Raw genomic sequence first — 26034 nt, 5'->3', positions numbered from 1 at the left:
ATTTCAGTAAAACGTTGCAGTGCTGCACGGCGTAGCGGAGGAAGCGGCAATATCCTGTAGAAGCGAAGCTTCCTCTGAATATACCCCAAAGATTATTTACGTTGATGTTTAGCAGGATTAAGTGCATTGCACATCAAACGAAGCGTCAAAAGATTACTGAAGAAGCGAAGCGTTCGCCTTTATCCCCGGATTTTTTCCTTGGAAAAAGGAAATCAGAAAATCCGGGGATAACAGCGATCGGAAGTAACTTTTGCAGCGGAGTGACTGTGTGCTGACACTATCGATCCTAATAACGAGCAACGATCAATCATCGTCACCACAAGGAGGGGACAGCGATATGGCGGAAACAGCAACAGCCAGCAAAACCGTCAAGTTTATCATTACCCGTCAAGACAGTCCGGAGTCATCTCCGTACAATGAAGAATTCGAGCTTCCCTATCGCCCGAACATGAACGTGATTAGCGCCCTGATGGAAATTCAGCGCAATCCCGTCAATAACAAGGGAGAGTCGATTGCCCCTGTATGTTGGGAATCGAACTGTCTCGAAGAGGTTTGCGGCGCCTGTTCGATGGTGATTAACGGTAAGCCGCGTCAGGCTTGTGCCGCTTTGATCGACAAATTGGAACAGCCGATCCGGATCGAGCCGATGAAAACGTTCCCGGTCGTACGGGACCTCGTCATTGACCGGAGCCGCATGTTTAACTCGCTCAAAAAGGTCAAAGCCTGGATTCCGATCGACGGCACATACGATCTTGGGCCAGGACCACGGATGCCCGAGAAAAAACGCCAGTGGGCGTACGAATTGTCCAAATGCATGACCTGCGGCGTATGTCTGGAAGCTTGCCCGAACGTCAATGAGAAGACCAACTTCATGGGACCAGCGCCACTGTCGCAGGTACGGTTGTTCAATGCTCATCCGACAGGTGAAATGAACGCGGAGGAGCGCCTGGACGCCATCATGGAGTCCGGGGGCATCGAAGGTTGCGGAAACTCGCAAAACTGCGTTCGTTCCTGTCCAAAAGGCATACCGCTTACGACATCCATTGCAGAAATGAACAAACAAACAACGAAACACATGTTCAAGCGTTGGTTGGGCATGTAGTTCCGTTTTGCCAAAGGAACAAACCACGAACACGAACAAAGGAGCCGAGGATTCGGCTTCTTTTTTTTCCTCGACTGAACATGTTTCGCTTGAACGCATTCGGCATAAATATAACAAATACATCCCCCGACCCGTAACACAGAAAAGGGGAGCGTGAATGGGTAAAGAATATGATATACTGATGGAATTAATATGAGCGGATGGTGAGACAGGAATGGGAAACTACGGAAACAGAAACAGCCAACCGTCGTCTCGAATCCCGAATCTTCACACAGCCCCTCCGTTATTCCCCGGAGAGGAGAAAAATCATGACGCCTCCCGATGGGGTGATCGGCTCAAAAAAAGGCTGATGTTGGCCATAGCCGCTATTTTCTCTGGAGGGTATGCCTTATGGGAGCCTCGCTTACTCGATGTGGTGAAAGTCGATCTGAGTTTGCCGGGATTCCCCAAGGAATGGAACGGGCTGCGCATCGTCCAGTTCAGTGACGTGCACCTCGGATTCCATACCCATCTGAAGCAGGTACAGAAGCTCGCTTCCGCAATTGGGGAGCTGCAGCCGGATGTGATTTGTTTTACCGGAGATATGGTCGAACGGGAAGCCGCTCCGATGCGTGACTATATTTCCGTGCTGGGCTCCATGCAAGCGAAGTATGGTAAATTCGCAGTGTTGGGGAACCATGATTATCGGGGCAAAGAGCAGAATCAAGTAGCCGCCATGCTTCAGGAGGCCGGATTTATTTTGTTATGCAATAGTCATGCCGTGCTGCAAAACGGTAATTCCCGGATTGCGTTGGTCGGTCTGGATGATGGGCTCACAGGCAATCCGGATCCACAAAAGGCAGTTCAGGGCTTGGACGACGGAATATGGAAGCTGCTGCTGATGCATGAGCCGGATTATGCAGATTTCGCCGCTCCCCTCGGCTTTGGAATGCAGCTATCCGGACACAGCCATGGAGGGCAGGTGCGTTTTCCTTTGCTTGGGGCGATGACGACACCACGGGGTTCCCGCAAGTATATTAAAGGCTTGTATCACGTTGGGCAGCAGCGGATGCCGGTCTACGTTAACCGAGGGTTTGGCATGACACAGCTGCCGATCCGGTTTTTGTGCAGGCCGGAGTTAACGGTATTTCAACTTAAAGGGATGCCTGAAAGAACGGCAGGATCGTCCGCTTCATTGGAGAACATATAAATATGATCTTTGGCAAAGGAGGGCAGCCGGATGGAAAGAATAGCGATCGTTTCGGACATTCATGGTAACATGACGGCGTGGAATGCAGTGCTGGATAATATTCGTCATCGCGGAATCACGCGCATATTTTGTCTCGGCGACCTCGTGGGCAAAGGCCCGGCACCTGCCGAGGCTGTGGATTCCGTGAGAACAACCTGCGAGCAGGTGATCCGCGGCAATTGGGACGAGTTGGTGGCCGTGAACAAGGACAATGAAAATTTCACCTGGCAGGCAGAACGGTTGGGAGCAAACCGCCTGGCCTATTTGGCCAATCTTCCGTTCAGCTATGAGCTTCGGCTTAGCGGGCGTGCCATCCGTCTGGTGCATGCTTCGCCGAAGAGCGTATATCATCGCGTGCAGCCATGGGATGAGCTGGAGCAGAGAATGGCGATGTTCGATGCTCCGGAAGAGGCGACGGGATTCGGAACAGCCGATATCGTCGGGTATGGTGATGTGCACAATGCGTTTTTGCAGCATCTGAACGGCAAGATGCTTTTTAATGTTGGAAGCGTGGGCAATCCTCTGGATATGACTCAAGCGTCCTATTGCATTATCGAAGGCGAAAACAGCAATGATGTTAAAAGTGCCTTTAATCTGCAATTCGTGCGTGTCCCTTATGATATCGAACAAGAGGTGCGCGCGGCGGAGCAGGCCAATGTGCCGTTTCTGGATTTTTATATCCGTGAGCTGCGAACAGGCGTTTATCGCGGTTTGCAGGATCAATAGAGCCGCAGTATAGAAAAGGGCGTTTGAAGGAAAGCTACACTTTGATTTGGATCGTCGATGCATACGGTTGCTGCCGGAATTTCTTGGGAGGTAAGCTTGTCTTATCGGAACCTTATTCGACAGGCAAAAGGAGCGATGATCATGTTGACGCGAGACATGCTGATGGAAGGATTGCCCATGCTGCAGACGGAGCGTCTGGTTTTGCGGACATTGCGCCAGAGCGATTTCGGCATGATCGCCGATTTGCTTTCCGATCCGCAGGTTATCCAGTACGTGAACAGGGGGAGTCAGCCTGCGCCCATTCGTGCGAGAAGACTGCTGAATCAAATCCGCAGCAGCAGCGCCAATCTCGATTCGATTCATTACGGCATTTGCTGGAGGGAGACGGGAAGCGTAATTGGCCTTGCTTCCTTTCAGAATTGGAACGAACATGGGCGAACCGCGCAAGTGGGGTACATTGTGGACAAGTCGATGTGGGGCAAAGGCGTCGCGACGGAAGCTGTACGCCGTTTGCTGCAATTTGGTTTTGGCGAATTGCAGCTCTCCAAAGTGGAGGCACGCTGTTATGAAGCAAACCAAATGTCCCTTCAGGTGCTGCGCAAACTCGGGATGAGCCGGGAACGGACGATTGCGTCATACGGGCCGGCTCGGGCTGATGCAGCTGTGCCAGGCCATGAGCTGGACGTGCACATTTACGGCATTTGCAAGGAACAGCATGAATTCGCTCAAAAACAAGATTTTCTGCATACGTTGCAACCGGTGGCATTCGGCAAACCTGAAGCGCATAATTTATATTAGCCATCAGGATGTAACAAACATCGATCATTTGTTACACAATTGAAATATAGCTGCAATTGAACTCTAACAGACAAGGGGTAAACTTATCTCATGACCCCCTTTTTGATAAATAGATTATGCTGTTGGGACCCGTGCGAACGGGTTCATTTTTTTTGCCTCCAGAATCAGGGTTCCATGAACAAAAAGAAACCCATTGCCTGAAGAGAGCACTGCTCTTGGCAACGGGTTATGGTTACAGTGGCACCACCTGCATCTGCTTCTGTTTGAAATATACCCAGTCGGTAAAACCGATCTGCTTCAGCCTGTCGCGGACCGCTTCCAGTTCGTCTCCTACGCGTGCAGGCTTGTGGGCATCCGATCCGAACGTGACTTTGACCCCGTAAAAACGGGCTCTTTCCAAAATGGCATCCGAAGGATACCAGCCGCCGCTCAGTTTGGTTTTGCCTGAAGTGTTGATTTCGATGGCCACGTTGCATTCGGCAATGACTTTAAGCGTATGATCGATCGCTTGATCCGTCTTGATTTCCGAGAAAGGAGGATAGTTGCCCTTCATGGCGTCGATATGGCCGAGAATCTGGAACATGCCGCTGCGTGCAGATTGGCTGATCAAATCGTAATACTTTTCTTTGACTTCGATCTTTCTTGCATCGCTTAGTCCTTTCCAACGTGTTTTGTTGAAGATGCTGACATCTTCGGTATGGTGGACGGAACCAATCACATAATCAAAAGGATATTGACCAAGCGTGCTTCGGTATAACTCGGCATGGGCTGGGAAAAAGTCGGACTCGATGCCAAGCAGAACGTCGATTTTGCCTGCATATTCGGTTTTCAATGCAAGCACTTCTTCCACGTAATGACGCAATTCCGACTTAGCCATGGCAATTCGGGGGAATGCATGCTCTTCTTCGCTGCCGAAATACGGCGTATGATCGGAGATGCCGATCGCTTGCAGTCCGGCACGGATGCCTGCTTCGATGTAATCGCGAATGTTTCCGTCTGCATGACCGCAGCGAAAATGGTGGGTATGAAGATCGAATTTCATGACTGTTCTTCCTTTCTCGGGCAAATTTCTTATTCCGAACTGATGAACTGCGTTTCAGGCATGCCTTTGAGGTCGCTCAAAAACTGCTGCATGGCCGAGTTGAGATAACGGCTTGCTTTGTAAATGACGCCCACAGGATGGCTGACTTCAAGCTCACCGAGCGGGATCATTTTCAGCGTCCCTTGCCGGAGTTCATGCGCGACCGACTGCTTGGAAATGATCGAGGCTCCGAGGTTGATTTCAACCATCCTTTTGATTTCCTCGCTGCTGGACAGCTCCATGACCACATTCGGTTCGATGCCGTGTTTTTTGAGAATGCCTTCCGTAAACTTGCGGCCAACCGTGTCCGGCGACAGCAGGATCAGCGGGATATCGCGCAGCACGTCCACTGAAGCATGTTTTAGTTTGGCCAAAGGATGGGCAGGAGAAACAATGAGTTCAAACGTATCATAATACAACACGGACGTATTCAGGTTTGGATTGCGCTCCGTCAGATACCCGATGCCGATATCGATTAACCCGCTCTCCACCAGCGTATAAATTTGCGAGGAGGGCATGGATTGAATGCTCGTCTTGATCAAGGGAAATTGATCCTGAAAATAGGACAGCACGCGCGGCAAAATCTGAATGGCAATGGAAGTGGTTGTCCCTAATACGATATGTCCTTGAGGGGTCTCATCCAGGTCGGATAGTTTCTGCTTCAGCTCATCCACGATATCCAGCATGCGCTCTGCATGCTCCAAAAATACTTTCCCCCGGTCCGTGAGGGTAACGGGCTGATTGCGATCCACGAGCACGGTATTGAATTCGTCCTCCAGACTTTTGATCTGGGCGGAAACGGCAGGTTGAGTCAGATTCAAAAGCTCGCCTGCCTTGCGGAAGCTCATCGTTTTGGAAATCGTAATCAGCGTTTCCAGTTGGCTGATATTCATGGTTGGCCTCCTTGCGATCAACTTGTCAACTATATAAGTTGAATAAAAGATTTTACACGGGACCACTGCGCGGTCAGAACCATCTTCCGATCGCTGTTATCCCCAGATTTTTTTGAATTTTGTCTCAAAGAGGGAAATCCGGGGATAAGCCTACGCTTCCGATGCAGCTTTCTTTCAGAAAGCTTTAAGCGAACGCTTCGCTTCTCCAGATTTGTTCTGTCCTCTCCGTTGTTGTGTAAATATATAGTTCAACTTATATAGGGGGGAGAAAAAAAATCCCGCAAACATGTCATCGTTCTGTTACTTTAAATTATATGGGAAACGGGGCAGCACGGCAATGAAGCAGATGGAAGCAACTTTTGCACAATCTGTACAACGGGTTGGTACATATATCACTGGACATGATTCTTCTCTTTCCCCGCCGAAGCTCATCGAAATATAGGTAAAATAGTCCTAAAACCAAAGTTCTACCCCCTGGAATCGCCAATTCTTGCCCGGCAGGGGAGAAAAGCTGTGAGAATTCGCCAATAACAGCTATAAACATTTGATCTATCAATGACGATAAATTATAGAGCACATGCCTTGCCGAATTCATGATGAATTCTTGGACGTGATAAAGTATAATGAAATTATTGAAAATGGGACTTTTGGTGTGTGACCCATAACCCAGTGTAAGGGGGACATTAAACAGTGAAAGCGGAAGTGATTAATCCTTTCCTGGAATCCGCGCGAAACGTATTTGAGCAACTCATTCAGGTTTCACCTTCCACCGGGAATCTGGGCGTGAAGAACGTGGAGTACATTGCTGACCATGTTTGGATCGTGATCGGCATGACAGGGCAGCTGAGCGGAAACATCGTATTTGGCATTCAGGAGCAGGTTGCGCTCAAAATCGTTTCTGCCATGATGGGCGGTTTTGTGATTACGGAGATGGATGATATGAGCAAAAGCGCCATTTCGGAGCTTGGCAACATGATCAGCGGGAATGCAAGCACCATATTATCCAGCCAGGGCGTAGTTGTAGACATTACGCCTCCACAAGTCATGAAGTCGGAACATCTGACGGAGTTCAATGCCTCGAAAGCACTATGCATACCGCTTATGATGGACGGTATCGGTGAGATGGATATTCAAGTCATGATCTCGTAAAATGGAACCAAACGCCTGAAAGGGCATTAGCGTTCATTACGGGAGGATTTCGGATATGTTGAAGGACCAGATCGTTTTCATTACGGGCGCATCGAGCGGCATCGGCGAGCTCTGTGCCCGAATGCTGATTGAAGAAGGTGCCATTCCCGTTTTGGCTGCCCGTTCGCGGGACAGGCTCGAAGGAATCGGAGCTTCGTTAACAGGACGACATGAATTGCTTGAGCTGGATGTCACCGATGATACACAGGTTCAGGCAGCTGTGGACAGCGTGATGAAGAAGTACGGCCAAGTGGACATTTTGGTGAACAATGCAGGCTACGGCAGGTTTGCGGCAATCGCAGACATGACGGTGCAGGAGTTCGAAGAGATGATGAATGTCAACTACATGGGGATTGTGCGCTGTACAAAAGCCGTGCTGCCCCAAATGCTGAAACGTGGCAAGGGCCAGATCGTCAATGTGGCCTCTATGGCCGGAAAGATCGGTACAGCCAAGTCGGCTTCCTACACGGCGACGAAACATGCCGTTCTTGGTTTTAGCAATGCGCTGCGCCAGGAGTTGCGCAAAACGGGCGTGGTGGTGACCACGATTAATCCAGGACCGATCGATACGCCGTTTTTCGACCGTGCCGACCCGTCCGGTAACTATGTCAACAATGTGCGATGGATGATGCTGAAGCCGGAGGATGTTGCCGCGCACATGATCCGGGCGATGAAGAAACGCAAGGAAGAAGTGAATCTGCCCCGACTGGCGTCGGCGGGCATACGCCTGTACCAGCTGTTCCCACGTCTTGCCGACCGTCTGACCCACGGCATGATGAATCAGAAATAAGGTCGCACCCATCGTTTTATCATATGGAACATCCGAAAAAGCTCCGCGAGGGGCTTTATTTTTTTTGAACATGCTACTTTTTGCAAACCGATATTTGGTGTGTGGACTTTTTTCGCATATAATGAAAGGTAATGTGAAGATAGACTGGCGCAACTATTACTTTAAATAAGGATGGACAATCATGACGAATGAAACATTTGCTTCAATTGGCGTGGATCAGGACCTGGAAGCGGTACTGGCCAGCCATGACATTACACAGCCTTCCCCCGTGCAGGCTCAGACGATCCCGGTCATGCTGGAAGGGCGCGACGTAGTGGCCAAATCCCAAACGGGAACAGGCAAAACGCTGGCATATTTGCTGCCGCTGCTGCAAACGGTCAAAAGCGACGTGAAAGGAACGCAGAAGCTGGTCATCGCCCCGACTCAAGAGCTCGCCATGCAAATCGTGCGGGAGGGACAACGGTATGGAGAAGGTCGCGGCATTGGCGTGCTGGGACTCATCGGAGGCGCAGCGGTTAAACGTCAGGTAGAGAAATTGCGTGAACACCCGGAATTGGTCGTAGGTACGCCAGGACGGCTCAAGGAATTGATTACGATGAAAAAGCTGAAAATGCACAACGTATCGACGATCGTGATCGATGAAGCGGATCAGGTGTTCCAGCTTGGCGGAGCCAGCGACGTGGATTTCATTCTGCGAAGCGCGCTGCGGGATCGTCAACTCGTCTTCCTGTCGGCCACGATGGACGAACATACGTCGGCGCTGGCGAAACGCGAAATGAAGGAACCGGTGCATATCGGGATTGCGCCGGACCAAGCTACGGCTTCAGGATTGGAGCATTATTACTTCGTCGGGGAGGAACGGGATAAAATCGACCTGCTGCGTCGTCTGGTAAGACAATATAATCCGGATCGGGCCATCGTTTTTGTCAACGCAACCGAGGACATTGGCGAGGTTGAAGCGAAAATGAACCATCTCGGCTTGTCCGCCGCCGCATTGTACGGGGATGCCGACAAAGTGACGCGCAGCAACGTGCTGTCCAGCTTCCGCAACGGAAAAATCAAATTGCTGATCGCCAGCGAAGTGGCGGCCAGAGGGCTGGACATCGAAGGCTTGCCTATGGTCATCAACTATGACCCGGCCTTCGATTCGGAACATTATGTCCACCGTGCGGGCCGAACGGGGCGAATGGGACGCAGCGGGATCGTGCTGTCGATCGTGGACGAGAAACAGGTGTTTATCATGCGCAAATTTGCGCGTGAACTGGGTATCGACATCAAGGAACGTGCACTATACGGCGGCAAGGTCATCGAATCCGACAAGCATACCGATGCACGCTCAGGCGGCGAACGTGGAGCAGCAGGGGCTGCCGGCTTTTCCAAGGGGCGCAAACCTGGTCAGGCGAGCCGTGGCAGCGGAGCGCGGGCAGCGATATCCAACCAGCGCGGAGGCAGCAAAGCCGCCGGCGGCAGATCCGAGCGCGAACAGGATCGAAAAAACAAAGGAGCGCCGAAATGGAGCAAGGAGAACAAGCCTCGTTCCGAACAATAATCGCTGACGAAAGAGGTGCATGGATGCATGAATAACACTGAACCTGTGTTGCAAATCAGCGGCCTGAGCGGAGGTTACAGTGCCAAGCGCCCTGTATTGCATGGCATCGACCTTCAGGTCGGACGCGGAGAGATGGTTGGACTGATTGGCCTGAACGGCGCGGGCAAGAGCACAACCATGAAGCATATTTTGGGTTTGATGAGCCCGCAGCAGGGCGATGTGCGGGTGATGGGCAAGACGCGGGAAGAGGATGCGCAAATCTATCAGTCTGCGATGGCTTTTGTCCCCGAGTCGCCGGAGTTATATGATGAGATGACCGTCATGGAGCATTTGGAATTCACGGCACGGGCTTATGGCGTATCGGAAGCCGATTTCAAGCAGCGTACGGAGAAGCTGCTGGACTTGTTCCGCATGCGCGAAAAGAGCGCCAGCTTGTCCACGCATCTGTCCAAAGGCATGCGGCAGAAGGTGATGATCATGTGTGCGTTCGTGGCCGGGCCGCCGCTCTATATCATTGACGAACCCTTCCTCGGGCTTGATCCGCTAGGGATACGTTCCCTGCTGGATTTTATGCTTGAGATGAAAGCGGCCGGATCATCCATTTTGCTGAGTTCCCACATTTTGTCGACCATCGAGAATTACTGCGATCGTTTCGTGGTGCTGCATCGCGGGCATGTCATTGCCCAAGGCACGCTGGGCGAGCTTCGGAACCAGTCCGGGCAGCCGGATGCCACGCTGGAGCAAATGTTCTATTCGCTCGTGCAAGGCAGGGATTAGGCATGGATCTGAAACAGCTTTGGAAGCAAAGACGCACAGGGTTCTGGAACAACATCGTTCCGTACATAGGTTACGTGATCCAGAGCGGCGTTGCCATGGTCTTTCTGTTTGTGGTCATTGCATTTTCCGCCTGGTATACCTCTTTCGTACAACATATTCCTGCAGGTTTTCCAATTCGCTGGGTCGCGTTGCTTTTGCTTGCCCCGCTGGCCATTTTTGCGGGATATCGTACGTATTTACAGCCGGCAGACATCGTTTTTCTCAGGCCGCAGGAGCATCGGATGCAAGAGTATTTGAAAAACAGTTTCTCGCGCGGCGTGATCTATAAGTGTATCGGACTACTGATCGTTTACGTGACGTTATGGCCGCTCTATGTGCGCGCCGACGCGGATGCGCGTCCGTTCGGGTGGTTTTTGCTGCTGCTGCTCGCATGGAAAGGATTGTCCAGCTATGGAGCTTGGCAGGAGCTCCGCATGGTCCAATACGGCGCAGCCCGAGGGTACCGGCTGCTGCGCTGGGCTGTGGTCATTCTGGCGGTGGCCGCCTGGTTGTGGCATCCGCCGCAGCGAAGCATCTGGTTCGAATTGCTGCTTGCCGTGCTTTACCTCGTGGCATTGCGAATTCCGCATAAACATCGGGTAGCCTGGGAACGCCTGATTCGAGTGGAGCAATCCCAAAGCGCGAGAGTCATGCAAACGCTGGGATGGTTTGTGGATGTCCCATCTTCAGGGCAGAAGGTCAGCGCACGCCGCTGGTTGAGCAAGTGGGGAAGCGGCTTGCCTTGGAAACCCGAGAAGGCTTACCGGTATTTGATCACCAAAACGTTTATTCGGACCGAAGTATTTCCGATCGTGGTGCGTCTGATTTTGCTGGGCATGTTATTGACGTGGTGGACGGCAGGCACTTACTTTGGCCTCGGCGTGTATTTGTTCTTCCTGCTGATCGCCGGGGTCCAGCTGGGGTCGTTGCGCCGTGCCCATGCCGAATCGTTCTGGATCATGATTTATCCGATTACCGAAGAAAGCCGTCGTTCCCAGGTGCTTGGTTTTATTTTTCACCTCCATGCGGGTTTCGCACTCCTGCTATGGCTGCCGATGCTCACCGCGGGAATGGACGGTTTGGGGATCATCGGGGCAGCATTGGTCCTTGGCGTTGCGGTTGCGTACCTGATGAGAAGATCCCAAAGAAACAAATGGTTGAAGGAAGAAGAGGACATATAGAGCTCATTCGCTATTTGGTTAACGGCATTTGCGACAGTTCTTAGAGTTGAAGAAACGGTTGATCCAGGGGAAGTTCCGGGTCAACCGTTTTTGCGTTAGTTCGGGCCGAAGCGTTTATACCGCGCCGGAGTTATGGTACTAACAACAGAGGAACGATTTCGTAATGATCACAAGCAGGATGAACAGTACAAGAATAGCACCTGTACTTGTGAATCCACCACCACAGTATCCGTAACCGCCTCTTGTTTCTTCAACGCCAGACATGGTCATTCCCCTTTCGGTTCGTTGTTGGCACGCCTTTGCGTACACCGTATATTATGAGCCGTGGGTATAAGTTGATTGGGCAAGTGCCCCGTTTCCAAAGGAAAAAGAAGGTTTGGGCGCCGGATTGCACTTCCGTAAACGCAAGAACACCTCCCTTGTCGCATGCGGGCATGTTTCAAGAGAGGTGTTCGGAATGAGGAGAGCAATGCAGCCCCGTCTCCGTTTTTATGGAATAGGCGTTTTATCCTATATTTAATTGGCTTGCAGTTCCAGAACGCTGCGATGAATGGTATCAAACAGATCCTCAAGCGAGGACTCCTCGATGCAGGAGAAGGCTACGCGCAAATCCGTTTCTCCCAATGCGATGGTACCTACGCCGTATTGCTGCAGCAGATGGTTGCGGAGTGCTTCCGCACTGACATCTTTAAGCTTCAGGCACATGAAATAACCGGAGTTGAACGGATAATATTGCAGTGCATCGCCGTATTTGCCGCTGTCAAGCAGTTCCTTTACTTTGTTGGCACGGCCTTTCATAATTTCGAACTTCTCCCGTTTTTGGGCTTCGAACCCTTCTGCCTTGAGTGCATCCAGCACAAAGGTTTGAGACGGATGCGGACCGCTGGAAATCGTGGCACGGATAATGCCCAGCGTCTTCTGCTCCAGCGCATTCAGAACGCCGGCGTCCTCGTGGGCATACGTGATGAAACCGACGCGGAAGCCCCATACAAATTCTTCCTTGGTCGCGCCGTCGATCTTGACAGCAAGGACGCGCGGGTGAATGCCGGCCAGCTTACCGAACAACGACTCGTGAATGGAATCTTCGAAGAACAAGCCATAGTAGGCATCATCCGTAACAGCAACCACATCGACGCCTGCTTCCGCAGCCTGGCGAATCGTATCCACGATCAGGTCTGCTTCTTCGGCACCCGGCGTGTAACCTGTCGGATTGTTCGGGAAGTTAAGCAGCACGATGGCTTTGCCCTTGTCTTTCTGTGCAAGAAGCGCATTCAGCAGACCTTCGCTGTTGAACGTCAAGTCTTCGTTAAACAGGGGATAATGAACCAACTGGCTGTGACGGCGAATTCCGAAGGTCAGCTCATAATTTTCCCAGTTTTTATCCGGATAAATCACAGCGTCCCCTTCATCGGCAAACAGGTCGGCTACGATGCTGAGTCCGTGCGTCAATGCATTGGTTACAATCGGATTGCCGAAGCTTTTGCCTTCCAGGGAAGGCGTTTCCTTCAGCAACTTCTCTCTCCAAACTTTCCGCAGCTCAGGCTTGCCCGCAGGCGGAGCGTAAGGATACAGATCCTTGGGTTCATATGCGGAGAGCTTCTCCTGAATGACAGGAAGATGCATCGGTACGCCGCCTTCAAGGGCAATACCAATCGTTGCGTTATAGGTTTTGGCCAGGCTTGCCGCTTCGGCAGACTGACTCAGAATGCCTTCTTTCGGGAAATAGATTTCCTTTCCGAGCTGCGACAGCATGGAGTAGACGTGACTGCTGCCTGCCTGAATACTTTCGTTCAACTGTTCAGCCAGTGGATTCATTATTTTCATCCTTCCAAGTCTTTGGGATTCAACTGCCTAACATTATATCACCTTGCATGCAACCCGTCACGGAAATTACGCATAATGACAGTTATTACACTTCACCGCGTTGTTGCAGGAGGAGAATTGGCTTGGAAAGACGAAAAAGCGCTCCCTGTTTTCACATACAATGAACGGTCACTTCTGGTGAAAAGGACAGTACTTTCGCATCATTTCGGCGGTTTCGGCATCCCGGCCTTCGTCTCGGCGCTGCAGTTCGCCGTTAATGTGCTCGAACCGGTCTGCCGCCAGGTTTTGCCCGAATTTGAATTTGGCGCTGAGGCGTTCGGGAACGATGCGGACCACCGCGACCGCTTTGAGGCGGCCTGCATAACGGGAATCATTCGCATCGATGGGAACGTAACCGCCCTGCGGTTGAAGCTTTTCCATGAATCGTTGCAGCGCCTTCCCTTTGGTGTGTAGGTCGGAGACGACTTCGGCTTGTCCGAAAGCCATGACGCTTTTAAAAAACGAGGTTGCCGGGCAAGCGAGCTCGGGATCGCTGAAGTAGGAAGGAATCAAGGAAAACTCCTCGGCGACCGTAAAGCTGATGGAGGAATCCTGTTTGATCTGTTTCATCTTCTCTCCGGCCAGACTGCCATGGAAATAGAAGCATCCCTCCATATAAACAAAGTTCAGCGGCGTTACCCGAGGCGAGCCGTCCGTGCCAATCGTTCCCAGAAAACCAAATGAAGCCTCGTTCAAAAATGCTTCGATTTCCTGTTCTTCACTTACGCTGAATTCTTTTCTTCTCATCTGCAAGATCCCCCTTGGTTGGTATGGCCTGAATCGTCGTAGAGCGTACTTCTAAGATATAAGCTATATTGACAATAAAATAGATCCAATTTACATTCATTTTTATAGGCCAATCTGAATCGGGTAACGTGGAGGTGATGGTTGTTATGGAGTTTTGGCTCCCCATGGAAAGCTATGAACGCCAGCACCGTTTCAAATATGCCGCATTGTATCACGCGCTCCGCGATGCCATCCATGCGGGAACGCTCGCAAGCGGAACGAGGCTGCCGTCGACGCGCGATCTGGCCCGCCAATACAATCTTTCGCGCGGATCCGTTGCCCAGGTGTACGACATGCTGCTTGCAGACGGATACGTGCGTGCCTACCGTGGGAAAGGGACATATGTTTCAGACACGCTGACGGAAAAGGAGTATACTGGGCGCGAGGCCAAAATCAGCTTGTCCCCTTGGGGGGAGAGGGTAGCCAACCTTCATATGGGGAACGGGGATGTGCCCATCGACGCCGCCCGCCAGCCCGTCATCGATTTCAACATGCAGCGCATGCCTGCCGAGCATTTTCCGCAAGCCGAGTGGAGAAGTGCGCTTGCCGCTGCCCAGCGCAGTGATTGGAGGAAGCAGAGCAGCGTGGGTGGGGATCTGGAACTGCGTGAGGCCATCGCCTCGCATGTGAGATGGACGAGAGGAATACACGCCGAGCCTTCGCAGATTGTGCTGTTCAGCGGGTCGATGCAGGGAATAACGCTGCTGACCCAGCTGCTCGTTTCCGAAGGAGACTCCGTTGTGCTGGAAAATCCAGGTTATCCGGGCATTGCCCAAGCTGTAAAGGCGGGAGGCGGCCGTCTCCTGCCGGCTCCCGTGGATGCGGGCGGAATCATTCCCCAAGCGTGGGAAGCAGGCGTGTTGTTCGTTACGCCGACCAGGCAATATCCTACAGGGGCGGTGCTGGGCCTGGAGCGTCGGAAAAAACTGCTGACCTGGGCTTCGGAGCGGAATGCCGTCATTATTGAGGATGACTATGATAGCGAATTCCGGTGGGGAGGCAGGCCGATTGAACCGCTCAAAGTACTTGATCGCGAACAGCGAGTGATCTATATCGGCTCGTTCTCGCAGACGATGCCGGCGGCGGTTCGGCTGGGGTATGCCGTTTTGCCGCAAAGCCTCGTAGGTCCGGTTTTGGCGGCAAAAACGTTGTATGAACCCGTTTCCCCCGCATTGCTGGAGCAGCGTGCATTGGCCCGATTCATGGCCCGGGGCTGTTATTTGCGGCATGTGAGAAGGTTGACGCGCCTGTACGGGGAGCGGCATGATTTTTTCGTGAACGAGCTGGAGCGGCAGCTGCCGGAAGCTTTTACGGTGCAGCCGGGAGATGCAGGCTTGCACGTTTATGCGACATGGAACGGCAGTTCCGAATCCTTTGAACGGTTCAAACGGTTGGCTGCGCAGGAAGGCGTTCGATTTCGTGATGCGGCCCGGTATCACTTGAAGCCGTTCTCTTCTGCCGTTTGCTTTGGATTTGCCCATCTCGACGAGAAGGCATTGGCCGAAGGCATCGCCATCATGCGGCGTGCGTGGGAGAAGTGCATATTTTCGTTTCGGTGAATTCCGCTGTATAATAGGATAAGGTTGTATGGTTTTATGCTCCGGAGGGAGCTGACATCCATAGATGAGCGTGCCGTGCGTCGTTTTATGTTGGACGAACAGTATGGCACGCATGAAGAGAGATCAACATTCAAGGGGGAGTGGCGACATGCTGCAGGCATCGCCGTCATCTTTTGTTATTTTGCCCGCAGTCGCCAAAATTGTCTGCGAGCCGGGCTGGAAGTGGCAGAAGCGGGAAAAACCGATGCAGAATTACGATTTGTTTTATGTATGGAGCGGTGAAGGTACGGTTGTCCTCAATGATCAGCCGTATGAGGTGGGCAAGGGCAGTTGTTTCCTGTTTCGGCCGGGCGACCATACCAGTGCGACTCATAATCGGCAAAAGCCGCTTGTGCTCACGTACATTCATTTTGATGTGGAAGGGCATGTTACGGAAACTCCGCAGCCCTACCGTACGGTACAGGAAACGGTGGAGTTTGAGCATCTGCTTGCCCGATATGTGAGGCTGTTTTTGTCCGATGTGTACGGACGGGAAGAGGAGAGCAAGCTGATTCTGAAACAGCTTATGATTCATCTGCTGCGGGCCGATACGGAACCGCCTGCCGAACGGAAAGTAAGCAACCAGCTCTCCGATGTGATCCAGGAAGTCGCCAATTATGTCCGGCAGCATCCCGGAATAACCCATCGCGTGGAGGATCTGGCAGCTCGTGCGGGATTATCCCCGCGATATTTTTCCATCAAATTCAAGGAACTTGTCGGTTCCTCCGTGCAATCGTACATTATCCGCATGCGCATTGAGCGTGCTGAGCATCTGCTCGTGCATACAGGCATGAACGTTACCGAGGTGGCCGATGCGCTCGGGTATCGCGACATTTTTTTCTTCAGTCGTCAATTCAAGCAATACACCGGCAAAAGCCCATCCGAGATCCGTTAAGTTAATGACAGTTTACAATCTCAACACCACGTAATGGGAGAAATGCGGCGGACGGGTTTTCCGATCAAACCAAAAAAGGCACAGTACCTGGTTCAGGGGCTGTGCCTTTTTTGCCTGCGTTCAGTCGTTATGGATTGACCCGTTTAAACCGTCCAAGAAGTGTTCCCATTTTGACGGTATCTCCAGGCTGCAAGTCCGTTCGAGGTTCAAATGTCCCGCTTTGCGTTAACAGGACGACGGTTGAACCGAACTCGAAATAAGCCAAATCATCGCCTTGTGCCCAGGCACTTGTTGTTTCATCGGCGTATTGGATGCTGCTTACGTTCATGGCGCCGACCTTGACGACGGCCACTTCGCCAAAATCGTGAGCAATGTAGGTAATCAGCCGTTCATTCCGGCTTAACACCGCTCGCATATGGGTGAGTCCGAAATCGTTCACGGGGTAAACCTTGCCTTTAACGTGCTCCGTCTCGATTTTGTGGCCGCTTACGGGTGCATGAATGCGGTGATAGTCGCGAGGGCTGAGGTAAAGGACAAAGGCATAACCATGTTTGTACTTCTCCTGGTGGGGAGAATGGTTCAACAGCTCGGCAAGTGTATAATTTTGTCCCTTCACGTTAAGGAGCGTGCCCGAAGAGATGGGTCCGGAGGCCGTGATTTTGGCATCGACCGGACTGATCAGAGCATGCTCCGAAAGATCAAGCGGGCGCATGCCAGGCTTTAATTTCCGCGTGAAGAAATCATTCAGTGAACGATAGTCCTTCCAGTCCATTTCGGCTTCATGCAAAGGGATGTCGTATGTTCGAACAAAATAAGGGATAAAGGCCTTGCTTATCCTGCTCTTGGAAAATCCCCCTACGGTTTGAGAGATCCATTTGCGAGAAGAAAGCTCGGTCATTAACCGTAACAGCGTTTTTGCCATGAATATCCCCCTTAATTAATGCAAAACATCAGGATCGGCAATGGCCAACCATTCTGCATAATATTGACACAGAATGCAAGCGAAATCAATACAGGCCCCTATGATACGTTTGGGTTTGGCGGGAAATGCGGGCGTTTTGTTCAAGCAGCAGACGGCCGTAGGCCATCGGTTCCCGATAACTGGCCATCCAGTGTTCATTCATCCCGGCTTTGCGAAAGCCGTATCGTTGGTCTCTTCCGTTGCATTCGATAAAATAGATCCTTCCCTGTTCAGTCACGCCCATGTCCAATCCAAGGTCGGCCAAATGCGGCAGGTTCGCCGAAAGGGTATAGGCCACCTGGAGCGCAATGGAACAAATCGAGTCTTCGAGCTCGGCGCGGGCCAGAGTGGTTGAATCGCTGTCCAGCACGTCTCCGAGCTTCATGACTTTTCCGCCTTGCGCGATGTTGGTGACAAAGGTATGCGCAGGAGCGGCTTTGGCAAACATGCCGGTCACTTGCCACAAACCGTCTTTTCCGCGCTGCACGGATATACGCAGGTCGACGGGCCTTCCCTTGTAACGCAGCAGTGGAATTCGTTCCTCAATCAAATAGGCATGGCGGAATATTCGCCGAAGCGCAGCCGATGGCAGCTGGCCCTTGTGCAGGCGGAAGGTAGCCCATCCCTTTCGTGAAGCCTTGGATTGACAGGTTAAATGCCATTGCCCTTCTTTTTTGAACAAACGCATGATTCCATGGCCGATGCTTCCGCTGCACGGTTTGATAATGAGATCGTCGAATTGGTCCATCATATGAGCCAAAGATTGCTGCGTGGCCCTTTGCGCATGAGGCAGATGTTCACGCAAAACCGGATTTTGAAACAACATGTCATGGATGTAGTCTTTGCGATAACGGTTGCGGACGTTGTAAATCTGGATGCCTTGCAGCAGCAACTGGGCAATTTTGTGCTGTTCCATCCGGCGCAGCTGGAAAGCGCGATTATGAATGACCGCAGGAAGGGGGATCCGCCGCCGGACATAAGTTTCCTCTATGCGGATATAGGCCAAGCAGGTTTTGCTTTCGGGATGGATATCCTCCAGCCGCAGGAAACAGGGCACCAAATTGTAGAGTGCCGCTGCCATCTCATAATTGACGAGTGATTCTTGGCCGGTTTTGCCATTCGGTATGCCGCGGTACATCCGTGTATCGAGCAAAATGCCGATCAGTTCTTGCGGCATTGATTATTCCCCCTTTCGAGTAAATGCGAGAAGTATTACTTACGAAGCCGATATGTTGGCGAACGAATGCAGATTGAATCACGTTTATTTTTGGCAATGCTTACATGCAGCAGTCATGTTTCTTGGGTGTGTGCCAACGGTGTATATAGATATCGTATGACGCCGCCGGACCGATGCTTGGACACCCGCCTGACCGGCATGGAGGGGGACAGCCTATTTCATACGGGACAGGTTGTTTGCTCTTTCTCGTGCAGAGGCTGCTCCTTTCTGCGCCAATGTCTCCAAAGATAGTGGCATATGCCCAAATCAGCGCATATGATGGCGGAGACGAAGGTTAGAGGAAGGAGCAAGCTGCATGAGTAAAAAAGGGAGAAAAAAGGCCCAGACGCCGAAACTTCGTCATCTGAGCCCCACATTTAGGGAGCTGGAGCTGACGGAACGCCGCACTAGTCCGGTTCGTTCAAGCTTTGCTCTCGAGAAGGATGATCGTTTGAATGCCCATGTTCCGTCATCGAAGGAGCCAGACGGACCTCTACAGCCATCCGATCCCGCATTGCCGGAAACCGATGAACCATCTGGAAATGCGCAGCAGCCCGAAATTCATGTTGAAGTCGTTCAACCGCCGCCGGAAACTGCGGTTACGGAAGCTGCGCAGGCAACTGCTCTCGAGAAGGATCAGATGAAAGTCAGCAGCGTAGCCCAATGGTCCGCGGAAGTAGAAGACAACAAGCAGGAAGGACTCACTGCCGGAGAAAGGCTCAAACAGTTGAGGCAAAACCAGATGCCCGGCCAAGTCGGACATTATATTTACACCGATGACTTAAGCGAGCATGCGGTTACGGAGAGCCGGTTGGCCCCGCTGTCCGTGGATGCAAGCAAACTGAAGCCGGGTGCCGTTGGAAGCGAGGCTCTTCAGGACTATGCCGTAACGAGCATTCATATCGCTGACGGAGCGATCCTGTCCGCCAAGCTTGCCGAAAATTCCGTGTCGGAGGAGCATTTGATTGATGGTTCCGTATCGGGCCACAAAATCCGAAACGCCTCGATTTCGGGGGATAAAATCAGGGATGGTAGCATCACGTCGCAGAAGCTCGGCAATCAGGTCATCGATGCCTCCAAAATCGCGGACGGATCAATCAGTGCAAGGCATTTTAATCACATGGTCATTACCGAGGATCTGATTAAAAATCAGGCCATCACCGGAGAAAAGATTGCTGTTAGCAGCATTGATACCCGTCATTTGGTCGGAGGGGCCGTGCATACCTCGAAGCTTGCCGACGATGCGGTTACAACGTCCAAAATCCGTGAAGGCGCGATAACGGGCAGCAAGATCGAAGAACAATCCATTACGTCGGCACACATTCAGACAGGGGCTATTCAACAAAGTCATCTTGCCGAAGGTTTGGTGGGAAGACCTCAACTGGCGGACGAAAGCGTTGGCAGCAAGCAGATTGAAGAAGGCGCGATCGAAATGAGGCATATTGCACCGGGTGCGCTGAACGGCAGACACTTGGCCAGCGGCTCCATCAGCCAAATTCAGATTGGTGCTTATGCGGTGGGGCGGGACCAAATTGGACCAGGGGAAGTGCAAAGCGAGCATTTGGCGGAAGGAGCCGTCATCGGCTCAAAGATCGCGGATCAGTCAATCGGAACGGCAAAGCTTCTGGAACAAGCGGTGACGGCCTCCAAAATCGCGGATCAAAGCATTGTTTCCTCCAAAATCGCCGACGAGGTCATTCAGGGAAAACATCTGGCCCAGGCTTCCATTCGTGCCGAACATATCGCCAACCGGGGAATTACGCCAGTCCACATCGACAATGCCGCGATCCATTCCATTCATATCGCTTCAGGAAGCGTGGAAGCTGTGCATTTGGCAGACGGCAGCGTTTCGGGTGCAGCATTGGCAGAGAATGCGGTGTCTACCGAACATCTGTCCGAAGCATCCGTCGGAACGGATCAAATCCAAGACGGAGCGATCACGGGTAAAAAACTCGCTGAAGGAAGCGTGACATCAGACAAACTGGGGCCGGCATCGGTCAATGGCAAAGTTCTGGCACCAGGCAGCGTTTCGACAGTACACCTTGCCAATGGCGGAGTGACGAGCAGTCACCTGTCTCCAGGCAGTGTAAGTTCAGAGGCGTTACGGCCGTATACGGTAAAATCGGAGCATCTGACCGAGCGTGCTGTAGGAGCCCCTCATCTGCAGCCGGGGAGCGTGCAGACGTCGGCGCTGGCTAAAGGAGCCGTGACGGGAGAAAAGCTTGCACCAGGCAGCGTAGCTTCTGCACAAGTGGCAAATGGCTCGATTTTCCCTCCGCATTTGACGGACCATGCCGTCACTTCGCCAAAGCTGTCTCCGGAAAGTGTGTCCACTGATAAAATTGCCGATCAGGCGGTGACGTCGGCCAAACTGGCGGACGGCAGTGTGAACTCTGCCAAAATAATGGCTGAGAGCATTGCGCCCAAACATATTCCGACAGGTACGATTCACGGATACCATTTGAAACAGCATGTGGTTTCCTTGGAGCATTTGACAGATGAGGTTCGTTCCCCTGATTTGTTCGCCGATGGCAGCATCACCAGCAATAAATTGCAACCGGGTCTGATTCGGGAGGAATATTTGGCTTCAGGTTCCGTATCCGGCACCGCGCTGCAGCCTGGCGCCGTTGGGAAGGAACATCTGCAGGCCTCGGTAGTGGAATCCGCCCATCTTGCCGCGGGCAGCGTGAATTCGGATCATCTGGCCGAACGGATTGTTGGCCCACAGCATTTGCAGGTAGAAAGCATCAATGGCGAGCACATTGCCAGCCATGAGATCAAGGCGCGGCATTTGGCGCCTTCATCGATCAAAGAAGAACACTTGGCACCCCTGTTGATATCGGGAGTCCATTTGCAGCCTGGGCTAATCAGCAGCCTGCATTTGCAGGCGGAATCGACAGGTCCTGTACATCTGCAGCAAGGGGCAGTGAAATCCCGTCATATTGAGGAAGGCGCCGTGCTCTCGCATCACATTTTGGAGCGCAGCATCGGCAATGCCCATCTGGAAGAAGAATCGGTCAGTACAACGACTTTGCAAGATGGAGCAGTGACGGCCTCCAAACTCGCCGATGGCAGCGTGGCTGGGCACAAACTGATCGACGGCAGCATCGACACGGTGCATTTGGCGGACGGTGCGGTGCAAGGCAGCAAGCTCGCAGCAGGATCCGTGGGGTTGGATCATCTCGCAGCAGGTGCGATCGACGGCAGCAAACTTGTTGAAGGAAGCATCGGCAGCGTGCACTTGCAAGCAGAAGCGATCAGTTCGGCAAATTTGCAAGATGAAGCAGTGACGGCTTCCAAGCTTGCCAAGGGCAGCGTGGATGGCAGCAAGCTGGCGGCGGGAACGATCGGCCTGGAGCATTTGTCGGCGGAAGTGTTGGAGGGTAGTAAACCGGCCGAAGGCAGCATCGAAACAGCGCATTTGGTGGACGGAGCGGTTGATGGCAGCAAGCTCGCAGCAGGATCTGTAGGTTCGGATCATCTTGCGGCAGGTGCGATCGACGGCAGCAAACTGGCCAAAGGAAGCATAGGCAGCGAACACTTGCAAGCAGAGGCGATCAGTTCGGTGAACTTGCAAGACGGAGCAGTGACGGCCTCCAAACTTGCCGACAGCAGCGTGGATGGCAGCAAACTGGCGGCGGGAACGGTAGGCCTGAAGCATCTGTCGTTAGAAGTGCTGGAAAGCAACAAACTGGCTGAAGGAAGCATCCGCAGCGTGCACTTGCAAGCAGAAGCGATCAGTTCGGTGAACTTGCAAGATGGAGCAGTGACGGCCTCCAAGCTCGCCAAGGGCAGTGTGTACGGCAGCAAGCTCGCAGCAGGATCCGTGGGTCCGGAGCATCTTGCGGCAGGTGCGATCGACGGCAGCAAACTGGCGGCGGGAACGATAAGTCTGAAGCATTTGTCGGCAGAAGTGCTGGAGAAAAACAAACTGGCCGAAGGCAGCATAGGTAGCGCGCACTTGCAAGCAGAAGCCATCAGTACGGCGAACTTGCAAGATGGAGCAGTAACAGCCTCCAAGCTCGCCAACGGCAGCGTGGATGGCAGCAAGCTGGCGTTGGGAACGATCGGTCTGGAGCATCTGTCGGCAGAAGTGCTGGAAAGCAGCAAACTGGCTGAAGGTAGCATAAACACAGCGCATTTGGCGGACGGGGCGGTGCATGGCAGCAAACTGGCCGAAGGCAGTATCGGCAGCACGCACTTGCAAGCGGAAGCGATCAGTACGGCGAATCTGCAAGATGGAGCAGTAACAGCCTCCAAACTCGCCAATGGCAGCGTGGATGGCAGCAAACTGGCCGAGGACAGCATCAGCAGCGCGCACTTGCAAACAGAAGCGATTAGTTCGGCGAATCTGCAAGATGGAGCAGTGACGGCCTCCAAGCTCGCCAACGGCAGCGTGGATGGCAGCAAGCTGGCGTTGGGAACGATCGGCTTGGAGCATCTGTCGGCAGAAGTGCTGGAAAGCAGCAAACTGGCCGAAGGCAGCATCAGCAGCGCGCACTTGCAAGCGGAAGCGATCAGTACGGCGAATTTGCAAGATGGAGCAGTGGCAGCCTCCAAACTCGCCAATGGCAGCGTGGATGGCAGCAAACTGGCCGAGGGCAGCATCGACACGGCGCATTTGGCGGACGGTGCGGTACAAGGCAGCAAACTGGCGGCAGGAACGATCGGCCTGGAGCATTTGTCGGCAGAAGTGCTGGAGAGCAGCAAGCTGGCCGAAGGCAGCATCAGCAGCGTGCACTTGCAAGTAGAAGCGATCAGCTCGGCGAACTTGCAAGATGGAGCAGTAACAGCCTCCAAACTGGCAAATGGCAGCGTGGATGGCAGCAAACTGGCCGAGGACAGCATCAGCAGCGCGCACTTGCAAACAGAAGCGATTAGTTCGGCGAACCTGAAAGATGGAGCAGTGACAGCCTCCAAACTCGCCAACGGCAGCGTGGATGGCAGCAAACTGGCCGAGGACAGCATCAGCAGCGCGCACTTGCAAACAGAAGCGATCAGTACGGCGAACCTGCAAGATGGAGTAGTGACAGCCTCCAAACTCGCCAACGGCAGCGTGGATGGCAGCAAGCTGGCCGAGGGCAGCATCGACACGGCGCATTTGGCGGACGGTGCGGTACAAGGCAGCAAACTGGCGGCAGGAACGATCGGCCTGGAGCATTTGTCGGCAGAAGTGCTGGAGAGCAGCAAGCTGGCCGAAGGCAGCATCAGCAGCGTGCACTTGCAAGTAGAAGCGATCAGCTCGGCGAACTTGCAAGATGGAGCAGTAACAGCCTCCAAACTGGCAAATGGCAGCGTGGATGGCAGCAAACTGACCGAGGACAGCATCAGCAGCGCGCACTTGCAAACAGAAGCGATCAGTACGGCGAACTTGCAAGACGGAGCAGTGACAGCCTCCAAACTCGCCAACGGCAGCGTGGATGGCAGCAAACTGGCCGAGGACAGCATCAGCAGCGCGCACTTGCAAGCAGAAGTGATCAGTACGGCGAATCTGCAAGATGGAGCAGTGACGGCTTCCAAACTCGCCAATGGCAGCGTGGATGGCAGCAAGCTGGCAGCAGGAACGATCGGCCTGGAGCATTTGTCAGCAGAAGTACTGGAGACCAACAAACTGTCTGAAGGCAGCATCGACACGGTGCATTTGGCGGACGGTGCGGTACAAGGCAGTAAGCTCGCAGCGGGATCTGTGGGTCCGGAGCATCTCAAGTCAGGTGCGATCGATGGCAGCAAACTGGCGGCGGGAACGATCGGTCTGCAGCATTTGTCGGCAGAAGTGCTGGGAAGCGGCAACCTGGCCGCAGGAAGCATCGGATCGGAGCAACTGGCAGATGGCTCCATTGATGAGAACAAACTGGCCGAAGGCGCCGTATTCTCCTATCACATTTCCGATGGCAGCATTGGTCGTGTTCATTTGGAAGAGGAAGCTGTCGGAACGTTGAACTTGCAAGATGGCGCGGTCACGCTTTCCAAGCTGGCTCCAAGCAGCGTGGATGGCAGCAAACTGGCCGAAGGCAGCATCGATACGGTGCATTTGACGAACGGTGCGGTGCAAGGCAGCAAGCTCGCAGCTGGATCCGTCGGTTGGGAGCATCTCGTGGCAGAATCCATTGATGGCAGTAAACTTGTTAAGGGAAGCATCGGCTCGGAGCAACTGGCAGATGGCTCCATTGATGAAAACAAACTGGCCGAAGGCGCCGTATTCTCCTATCACATTTCCGATGGCAGCATTGGTCGTGTTCATTTGGAAGAGGAAGCTGTCGGAACGTTGAACTTGCAAGATGGCGCGGTCACGCTTTCCAAGCTGGCCCCAGGCAGCGTAGACGGCAGCAAACTGGCGGCAGGATCGGTTGGTTTGGCACATCTGGCAGCAGATATCATCGAAAACAGGGAACCTGCAAAAGCGAGCATCAACACAGAGCATTTGGCAGACGGAGCGGTACAAGGCAACAAGCTCGCCGCTGGCTCAGTACGCGCGGAGCACATTGAGCTAGGCTCGATCGACGGCAGCAAACTGGCGGACGGTTCCGTGCAATCGCACCACATTTTGGATGGCAGCATCGGCAGCTTGCACTTGGAAGAAGAAGCGGTCGGCACGCTAAACTTGCAAGACGGATCGGTTACCGGTCCAAAACTGGCAAATGGCAGCGTGGATGGCAGCAAACTTGGCAAACAAAGCATAAGTTCCCTTCACTTAAATGGGGGGATCGTGGGGACGGAGCATTTGAGTGCGGAAGTCTGGGAGGCGATTCGCCAACTCAGCGGAGATACGTTGGAACAATTGGTTGCCGCCAAGCAGCAGGAAGAACAAGAGTCGGCAAAGGCAGCAGCATTTACTCTAAAAGACGAACCGATTCAGGATACGAACCAGGTGGACGTACAACCGAATCCGGAGCCGGCTGCCGACGTAAGGGAAAGCCTCGAAGCTGCAGAACGGATCAGTGAAAATTCCGTTCGGGGGGATCACCTGTGCGAGGATGCGGTGGGTAGCCGGGAGCTGAAGGCAGGGGCCGTAACCCCAAAACATTTATCTTTCCATCCGGTGCGAAGTTCCAGCCGCCAGCCGATCGTTCAACAGTTCGGCATGGAAGCCTTCATCCTGCCTGAAGAAGATTCCTCGGTCGAACTGACGGTAATATTTGAAGAAGCTTTTGCATCGGAGCACTACGTCATTGTGGCGATGTGCAATGACCGGGGATTTCAGGTATCGCTCTTGTCCCAGAGCGAAGACGAAGCAGTGTTGGAAGTTACACGTACAGCAGGATGCAAGCACACGTACGGACTGTTGTCATGGATCGCGGCCGGTCCGTCGTTATAACGGGGATAACAGCCGTTAATGCTGCAAAGGCGGTATCCGGGAAAATCC

The 26034-nt window shown here is 53.0% G+C and carries 19 protein-coding genes; 12 read left to right on the top strand and 7 right to left on the bottom strand.

What is annotated here, in order from left to right; all coding sequences use genetic code 11:
* Nucleotides 1-337: 337 nt before the first annotated feature.
* The 4 genes from sdhB (at nt 338) to SNR34_RS25715 (ending at nt 3854) form a co-directional block, all read left to right on the top strand.
* Complete coding sequence (sdhB, locus tag SNR34_RS25730; RefSeq protein ID WP_236414600.1) at nt 338-1102, top strand: succinate dehydrogenase iron-sulfur subunit; 765 nt, start codon at nt 338-340, stop codon at nt 1100-1102.
* A 415-nt stretch (nt 1103-1517) separates the two neighbouring features.
* Nucleotides 1518-2291: a metallophosphoesterase gene (locus tag SNR34_RS25725; protein WP_486180500.1), complete on the top strand. Its 774-nt coding sequence runs from the start codon at nt 1518-1520 to the stop codon at nt 2289-2291.
* 30 nt (nt 2292-2321) lie between these two features.
* Nucleotides 2322-3056, top strand: a complete 735-nt coding sequence (locus SNR34_RS25720; RefSeq protein ID WP_339274430.1) for a metallophosphoesterase family protein — start codon at nt 2322-2324, stop codon at nt 3054-3056.
* A gap of 141 nt (nt 3057-3197) precedes the next feature.
* Nucleotides 3198-3854 carry a GNAT family N-acetyltransferase gene (locus SNR34_RS25715; RefSeq protein ID WP_486180499.1) on the top strand — a complete coding sequence of 219 codons (657 nt, stop codon included), beginning with the start codon at nt 3198-3200 and terminating at the stop codon, nt 3852-3854.
* Between the two features lie 232 nt (nt 3855-4086).
* On the opposite strand, the gene SNR34_RS25710 is transcribed toward SNR34_RS25715, so the two are convergent.
* Both SNR34_RS25710 and SNR34_RS25705 read right to left on the bottom strand, forming a co-directional pair.
* Nucleotides 4087-4896, bottom strand: a complete 810-nt coding sequence (locus SNR34_RS25710; RefSeq protein WP_486180498.1) for a histidinol-phosphatase — start codon at nt 4894-4896, stop codon at nt 4087-4089.
* 29 nt (nt 4897-4925) lie between these two features.
* Entirely contained in the window at nt 4926-5828 is a 903-nt protein-coding gene (locus SNR34_RS25705; protein ID WP_236414590.1) for a LysR family transcriptional regulator, read from the bottom strand.
* A gap of 690 nt (nt 5829-6518) precedes the next feature.
* Here SNR34_RS25705 and SNR34_RS25700 point away from each other — a divergent pair.
* The 5 genes from SNR34_RS25700 to SNR34_RS25680 all read left to right on the top strand — a co-directional run bounded on the left by SNR34_RS25700 (nt 6519) and on the right by SNR34_RS25680 (nt 11352).
* A complete protein-coding gene (locus SNR34_RS25700; RefSeq protein WP_236414588.1) occupies nt 6519-6977 on the top strand; it encodes a chemotaxis protein CheX in 459 nt (152 codons plus the stop codon).
* A gap of 55 nt (nt 6978-7032) precedes the next feature.
* A complete protein-coding gene (locus SNR34_RS25695; RefSeq protein WP_236414587.1) occupies nt 7033-7806 on the top strand; it encodes an SDR family NAD(P)-dependent oxidoreductase in 774 nt (257 codons plus the stop codon).
* A gap of 181 nt (nt 7807-7987) precedes the next feature.
* Nucleotides 7988-9355 carry a DEAD/DEAH box helicase gene (locus SNR34_RS25690; protein WP_486180497.1) on the top strand — a complete coding sequence of 456 codons (1368 nt, stop codon included), beginning with the start codon at nt 7988-7990 and terminating at the stop codon, nt 9353-9355.
* Nucleotides 9356-9382: 27 nt separating this feature from the next.
* Entirely contained in the window at nt 9383-10132 is a 750-nt protein-coding gene (locus SNR34_RS25685; protein ID WP_236414585.1) for an ABC transporter ATP-binding protein, read from the top strand.
* A gap of 2 nt (nt 10133-10134) precedes the next feature.
* A complete protein-coding gene (locus SNR34_RS25680) occupies nt 10135-11352 on the top strand; it encodes an ABC transporter permease (protein ID WP_343261657.1) in 1218 nt (405 codons plus the stop codon).
* A 138-nt stretch (nt 11353-11490) separates the two neighbouring features.
* Here the strand turns inward: SNR34_RS25680 and SNR34_RS25675 are convergent, their stop codons facing one another.
* From SNR34_RS25675 to SNR34_RS25665, 3 genes are all read right to left on the bottom strand, one after another.
* Nucleotides 11491-11616, bottom strand: a complete 126-nt coding sequence (locus tag SNR34_RS25675) for a YjcZ family sporulation protein (RefSeq protein WP_236414583.1) — start codon at nt 11614-11616, stop codon at nt 11491-11493.
* Between the two features lie 252 nt (nt 11617-11868).
* On the bottom strand, nt 11869-13167 hold the full coding sequence (locus tag SNR34_RS25670) for an aminotransferase class I/II-fold pyridoxal phosphate-dependent enzyme (protein ID WP_236414582.1): 1299 nt from the start codon (nt 13165-13167) through the stop codon (nt 11869-11871).
* A gap of 177 nt (nt 13168-13344) precedes the next feature.
* Nucleotides 13345-13962 carry a pyridoxamine 5'-phosphate oxidase family protein gene (locus tag SNR34_RS25665; RefSeq protein ID WP_486180496.1) on the bottom strand — a complete coding sequence of 206 codons (618 nt, stop codon included), beginning with the start codon at nt 13960-13962 and terminating at the stop codon, nt 13345-13347.
* A 146-nt stretch (nt 13963-14108) separates the two neighbouring features.
* Here SNR34_RS25665 and pdxR point away from each other — a divergent pair, with 146 nt between their 5' ends.
* Nucleotides 14109-15560 (top strand): MocR-like pyridoxine biosynthesis transcription factor PdxR, encoded by a 1452-nt coding sequence (gene pdxR / locus SNR34_RS25660; RefSeq protein ID WP_486180495.1) that lies wholly within the window; start codon nt 14109-14111, stop codon nt 15558-15560.
* Nucleotides 15561-15708: 148 nt separating this feature from the next.
* Complete coding sequence (locus tag SNR34_RS25655) at nt 15709-16494, top strand: helix-turn-helix domain-containing protein (RefSeq protein WP_236414579.1); 786 nt, start codon at nt 15709-15711, stop codon at nt 16492-16494.
* 127 nt (nt 16495-16621) lie between these two features.
* Here the strand turns inward: SNR34_RS25655 and asd are convergent, their stop codons facing one another.
* Together asd and SNR34_RS25645 are read right to left on the bottom strand one after the other, a co-directional pair.
* The gene (gene asd / locus SNR34_RS25650; RefSeq protein ID WP_236414578.1) at nt 16622-17416 is read right to left on the bottom strand and encodes an archaetidylserine decarboxylase; all 795 of its coding nucleotides are present in this window, start codon (nt 17414-17416) and stop codon (nt 16622-16624) included.
* 85 nt (nt 17417-17501) lie between these two features.
* Nucleotides 17502-18632 carry a YheC/YheD family endospore coat-associated protein gene (locus tag SNR34_RS25645; protein WP_486180494.1) on the bottom strand — a complete coding sequence of 377 codons (1131 nt, stop codon included), beginning with the start codon at nt 18630-18632 and terminating at the stop codon, nt 17502-17504.
* Nucleotides 18633-18987: 355 nt separating this feature from the next.
* Between SNR34_RS25645 and SNR34_RS25640 the strand changes: the two genes are divergently transcribed.
* A complete protein-coding gene (locus SNR34_RS25640; protein WP_486180493.1) occupies nt 18988-25986 on the top strand; it encodes a WIAG-tail domain in 6999 nt (2332 codons plus the stop codon).
* The last annotated feature ends 48 nt before the right edge of the window (nt 25987-26034 follow it).

This window comes from Paenibacillus sp. XP01, assembly GCF_057364885.1.
Note: the sequence above shows the minus strand (reverse complement) of the source record. Positions and strands in the feature narration are given on the sequence as shown.